Source organism: Trichloromonas sp. (assembly GCF_041583255.1).
Taxonomy (GTDB): Bacteria; Desulfobacterota; Desulfuromonadia; order Desulfuromonadales; family Trichloromonadaceae; genus Trichloromonas.
Genome location: NZ_JBFHGD010000199.1, coordinates 1 through 6,057, shown reverse-complemented (window position 1 = coordinate 6,057; position 6,057 = coordinate 1). Strand labels below are relative to the sequence as shown.

The window sequence follows — 6,057 nt, the reverse complement described above, 5'->3', positions numbered from 1 at the left end:
GATGCCGCAGGGGCAAAGGCCGGCGCAGATGCCGCAGCCTATGCAGAGGTGGTCTTCTGACTTGTACTCGAATTTACTGCCGGAGTGCTCGATGCGCACGATGGCCCCTTCGGGGCAAGCTTCGAGGCACATGGAGCAGTCGCGGCAGGTGCCGCAGGAGATGCAGCGGTTGGTCTCGCTCTTGGCGTCGGTGACGCAGAGGCGGCCGCGGTTCTGGGGGCGGAACAGCTCCTTGGAGAGGCATTTCTGCGGGATCACCTCGAGCTTCTTTTTCGGCTCCAGGGCCAGGCCGGCGAGGTGGCTGTTGATATATTCGGCCACCTCGGCGCCGCCGCCGATGGCGTGGGTCAGCAGCCCCGGCTTGATGGTGTCACCGATGGCGAAGACCCCGGGGGCTTTGACCGAGTGCCAGCAGGCATCGACATCCATCATACCGCGATCGGTGAGCCATTCGCGGGGGACGTAGGAGAGGTCGGGGCGCTCGCCGATGGAGATGATCACGGTGTCGGCCTCGAGCAGACGACCGTCCTTGCCGACCACTCCTTTGTCGGTGATCTTCTCGGTGAAGAAAGGCCAGATAATCTCGCCGCCGAGGGCCTGGACGTGGGCGATTTCATTCTTGTAGGCGGCCGGGCGCTGGACGTCGATGGCGATGACCTTCTTGGCCCCCATGGCGTAGGCGCCAAGGCAGACGTCCATACCGGCATTGCCGGCGCCGAGCACCACCACCCGCTCGCCGACCTTGGGGTTGAGCCCGAGGTTGACTTGCTTGAGAAATTCAAGTCCCTTGATCATCCGCTCATGGCCGGGGAAGGGAATCACCACCGGATTATGGGCACCGGAGGCGATCACCACGGCGTTGTTCTCGCTGCGAATGGTTTCGAACAACTGCGGGTCGACCTGGGTGTTGACGCGAATATCGACGCCCATTTTTTTGATGCGGTCGATCTCGGTGCGCAGAATGGTGCGCGGCAGTCGCTCGTCAGGGATAACCTGCATCAGCTTGCCGCCGACTTCCTTATCCGCTTCATAGACGGTGACCTGGTGTCCGAGCAGGCGCAGCTTCCAGGCCGCCGAGAGGCCGCCGGGGCCGCCGCCGATAACAGCGACTTTCTTGCCGCTGTCGGCCTTGGGCTGCGGCGAGGCCGCGTCGAGGGACATCCGCCCGAGGTCTTTCATCGCCACCGGGTGGTCGAGGAACTGGCGGGTACAGGCGTCCATGCAGAGGTTGGGGCAGACTTCGCCGCAGACACTGCCGGGAAAGGGGGAATACTGCAGCACCATCTCGAGGGATTCCTGGACCTTGCCCTGGCGCAGCAGGTTGATGCGGTCCTGGGTCGGGATCGCCGAGGGGCAGGTCGCCTGGCAGGGGGCGGCGTAGCGCTTGTCCTGCCAGTGGGGGATCTTGAGACGATCCTCGCCGCTGTTGACCAGCCCGGCCACCTTATCGTAGTTGTCCAGCAGCACGTCACCGAAAATGCTTCCTTCGACCCATTTGGCCAGGCGGAATTCGCGCATGGTCGGACGGCTGTGATGCCTGCGCTCCTCCATGGTCTTGGCGACGATCTTGCTCCACTCGGAGAAGATGGTCAGTTTGTCCAGCAGTTCGGGCCGGTCAATTTTGTCGAGAAAAACCGGCATCTGCTCGCTGAGGAACTGGCGGTCGGCATCATCGAGGTCGAGCAGCCAGACATCGTCGGAGATTCCGGCCACCGGCCCGCGCACATACAGGGTGCCGCCGACCATCCCCATACAACTACGGTCGCCGAGGACCGAATCGAGATCTTCGCGGCCATAACCGCAGATAACGCCGATACCGCCCCCCATGAACTCAAAGGAGAAGGAGCCGGTGTTCTTGAGAATCCAGAATTCCGGCGGCTCATAGGCGGGGTCATGCTTCATCAGCGAACCGGAGCGGGTACCGACCCGGCCGGCGACATAGATCTTGCCGCTGGCGGCGCAGTGGGCGGTGGTGTCGCCGCCGTCCCCCTTGATAGTCAGGGTGGCGCCGGCGTTGAGCCAGCCGGCGTCGGCGCAGGCCGAGCCCTCAACCATGATTTCGGTGCCGTCGAGGCCGAAGGAACCGACCCGCTGGCCGGGGTTCTTGACGGTGAACTTGAGCGGCTTGCCGTCCTCGGTCCAGAGCGGGCCGCCGATATCGTGATGGCCCGAAGAGAGGACCTCGAATTCGGTCTCGCCGGCTTCCAGGGCCGTGTAAATCTGCTGCAGCAGGGCCTGGGTGGAAATCCGCTTATTATTTGCATCAAAGCCGTTGATCTGGGCTGCCATATCAATATCTCCTTAACAGACGTACTGGATCTGGAGTCGCTCGGCGACGGCGCGATCAACCGAAACCAGGGCATCCGAACGGCCGACCGGCAGCGACGAGTTGCCGATCGGAGCCATCAGCTTCTTGAACTCCTGATCCATGGCCAGGAAGTAGTTGACGATGTTCTGCGCCGCCCGATCGACGTCGAGCCGGTGGGCCAACTGGGGCTCCTGGGTGGTGATGCCGACCGGGCAGAGGCCGGTGTTGCAGGCATTGCAGCGCCCCATCTCGTTACCGACGCAGCCGGCCATCTGCAGGATCAGCTTGCCGGTGAAAACGCCGTTGGCGCCCAGAGCAATCATCTTGAAGGCGTCCGCCGCCAGGTCGCCGGTGCGGCCGAGACCGCCGGCCGCCCAGAGCGGGATCTGCCCCTGGCGCCCCTGGGAGACGGCCGCGAGGTAGCAGTCGCGCAGCTTGGAGACGATCGGGTGACCGGTGTGGTCGAGGGAGACCTCGTGGGCAGCGCCGGTGCCGCCGTCGATGCCGTCGAGGAAGAAGCCGCCGACGATGTTGTAAGGGTCGCGCACCAGGTTGTTGAAAACCGAGACGCTGGTGGCGCTGGCCGCCACCTTGATGGCGACGGGAACGCGGAATTTGAAAGCCGCGTTGAAGGAGAGGAACATCTTCTGCACGCTCTCCTCGATGGAATACAGACCCTGGTGGTTGGGCGGGCTGAGCAGGTCGGCCTTGGGCACCCCGCGGATGGCCTGGATGTGCTCGGCCACCTTGTTCGCCATGAGCAGACCGCCGTCACCCGGCTTGGCCCCCTGGCCGATCTTGATCAGGATACCGGCCGGGTCCTCGGTCATGTAGGGCATGGTCTTGGCGATGCGGTTCCAGCCGAAGTGGCCGGAAGCGATCTGCAGGATCATGTACTTCAGGTATTTGGATTTGAGCAGGCGCACCGGCACTCCGCCTTCGCCGGAACACATGCGCACCGGCAGCCCGCACTCCTCGTTGAGGTAGGCGGTGGCCATGGCGACCGCTTCCCACATGCGCCAGGAAAGGGCGCCGATCGACATGTCGCCGATGATGACCGGGTAGATCCAGCGCACAGGCGGGGCATGACCGGATTGCACGAGCTTGCCGTCTTCACCAACCGCAAAAGGGAGCTTGCCCGGCGGCATGATGCGGCCGAAGGGGGCCAGCATGTCGAAGGTGTGGCGCTGGGCGTCAAGGCTCGGGTCGGTCATCTGCGAAATGCGGCCAACCCGCATTTTGTCGAGGGTTCGAGTGCCCGATTCGAGATTCTTGCGACCGCCGCGCTTGATCGAATCACCGGCCAGGCAGCGGGTGATGATCGGGTGCCGGCTGTCAGGATTGCGCGCCGGGGCGATGGCGTCGTTGGGGCAAACCTTTTCGCAGATGCCGCAGCCGCGGCAGTAATTTTTTATATTGCGCACCTGGCGAATGACCGGGACCGCCGAAAAACGCTGCTTCGGCTCGGGGAAATCCCCTTCCGAAAAGACCATGCGCCGGCGCTCGACCTTGGCTTCGATAGCCCGGAAAGAGCAGGCCGCCACGCAGGAGCCGCACAGGGTGCAACGGCTGGCGTCATAACGAATGACCCAGGGCAGGTCGTTGGATGTGACATCCTGGACTTTTACTGTTTCCATCTCTGTACCTCCAGGTCGTTATTGATAACCACCGTCTCGCGCTCATGGGGATAGATATCGGTCTCCCAATCACGATCGGGAAGAATCTCGTTGATGCCGCACACCTCCGACGAAATCACCACCGTGTCGGCACTGCGGCCGACCACCACCGGACGCAGCTTTTTGGCATCGCAGCAGGTGAACAGGGTGTTGTCAGGGAGTACAGCGATGATGGTGTTGGGCCCGTTGATCTCCAGGTGGGCCAGCGACTGGCGGATCGCCAGCAGCGACTCCTTGTCGTCCCGCGCCCCGATCTCGTCGAAGGGGAGCGGCGTAATAACATGTTTGTAGTAGGACAGCGGCCAGGCGAGCTGGCGATGCACATAGTGCAAACTGTAAAGAAAACATTGGGAATCGGATTCGAAGCCGATATAACCGCGGTGCAGCTTGCGCTGCTGCTCGACATTCTTCAGATAGAAGGTATTTTCGCCGTTGGCCAGCGCCGTGTAACCCTGCATGAAAAAAGGATGGGCGGCATAGCGGACGATGTCGTAGTTGGTGTTCTGCCGGCACTGGGCGGTGATCACCTTGGCGGTGAACTTGTCGTTCGGCTCCCACAGCTTGAAATAGGTGCCGATATCCTTCGGGTCACCGATCTCCTTGAGGGTGACCACGTCGGGCCAGAAGGAGTAGACGTAGCCCTGGTCGTCCTTCTCCAGCACCTTGCGCAGTTTCAGGCGCATGTCGAGCAGCAGGTCTTCCTTGGCCTTCTGCTCTTCCTTCTTGTAATGCTTGGGATAATCGTAGGTCTGGAAGACGTAGTTGGGCATCGCGTTGATGTCGAGACCCGGCAGCGGGTTAGTTTCCGGGACCCACTGCATCACCCGCTGAAAACCGGCGGCGTGCAGCATATCCTCGGCGATCTTCACACCCTCGTCGGTACAGGCCAGGGACAGGGTCGGCAGATGCTTATAGGCCTCGAAGAGTCCGCCGAGATCGTGCATGACCATGGCGAAACCCGAGTTGTCGTGCCCCTTCTGCTGCGATTGCATAAGATGCAGGGCCATGCTCGGATGAACGTAGTTAAGACTTTTTATAGCTCCAATGCGACACATAGACGGTCACCTCCTGAACGGGACATTGTGCGCTTACTTAATTGAACCTGGGCAGTTCGGACGGCCCAAAACACTATAGCAATTTCAGTGCCACGTCAAGCACACCACCCTACTCACTTCCGTATACATTCACAAACACCTGTTTTAACTAGCTTTCAACAAATCTATCACCGCAAAAAACGGCCGTTAAAGCACCTTAAAGACTACCAAATCCCCAGGCACCCGCCCCACGATTACTCAACCAGTGTAAAGTCTGCACACAGAAAAGCGGCGCCCGCTTGAGGACGCCGCCGCCATTCGCACACTTAACCATCAGAAGGTATAACCGGTCTCCGAATGGGCGGACTGATCCAGCCCCCTGACCTCATCCTCTTCTTCGACCCGAAGCCCCATGGTCACCTTCAGCACCGCCACAATCACCAGGGTCACGATCACGGCATAGGCGCCGGCAGCCAGCAGGCCGACCAGCTGCACCCACAACTGGTGCGGATTGCCGGCCAGCAGGCCGGTCGCGCCGACGCTGGCAAAAATACCCGTGGCCACCGCGCCCCAGGCGCCGCCGATACCGTGCACCCCGAAGGCATCGAGAGAATCGTCATAACCGGCCTTATGCTTGAGCAGCACCCCGCCGTAGCAGACGAAGCCGGCGGTCAGCCCCATCAGCAAGGCCCAGGCCGGGGTCACGAAACCCGCCGCCGGGGTAATCACGACCAGCCCGGCGACCACCCCGGATGCGGCACCCAAGGCACTCGGCTTGCCGGCATGCAGCCACTCGGCAAACATCCACGACAGGGCCCCGGCCGCCGCCGCGGTCTGCGTGGTGGTGAACGCCAGGGCGGCACTGCTCCCCGCCGACAGGGCGCTGCCGGCATTGAAACCGAACCAGCCGAACCAGAGCAGACCGGCACCAAGCAGGGTCATCGGCAGGTTGTGCGGCGTCATGCGCTCATGGGGATAGCCCCGGCGCTTACCGAGCACGATGGCCAACACCAGGGCGGTGATCCCCGACGTAAAATGG

4 protein-coding genes are annotated in these 6,057 nt (G+C 62.1%); all 4 read right to left on the bottom strand.

All coding sequences use genetic code 11. The features are described 5' to 3' along the window. Positions 1-2,289, bottom strand: a 2,289-nt coding sequence (locus ABYV89_RS13575) for an FAD-dependent oxidoreductase (RefSeq protein WP_432823482.1), incomplete at its 3' end; no start/stop codon positions are given. 12 nt (positions 2,290-2,301) lie between these two features. Continuing rightward, a complete protein-coding gene (locus ABYV89_RS13570) occupies positions 2,302-3,945 on the bottom strand; it encodes a glutamate synthase-related protein (RefSeq protein ID WP_432823481.1) in 1,644 nt (547 codons plus the stop codon). Further along, on the bottom strand, positions 3,933-5,039 hold the full coding sequence (locus ABYV89_RS13565; RefSeq protein WP_432823480.1) for a class II glutamine amidotransferase: 1,107 nt from the start codon (positions 5,037-5,039) through the stop codon (positions 3,933-3,935). The genes ABYV89_RS13570 and ABYV89_RS13565 overlap by 13 nt, the downstream gene beginning before the upstream one ends. 312 nt (positions 5,040-5,351) lie before the next feature. After that, a partial coding sequence (locus tag ABYV89_RS13560; protein ID WP_432823479.1) for an ammonium transporter occupies positions 5,352-6,057 on the bottom strand: 706 nt, incomplete at its 5' end.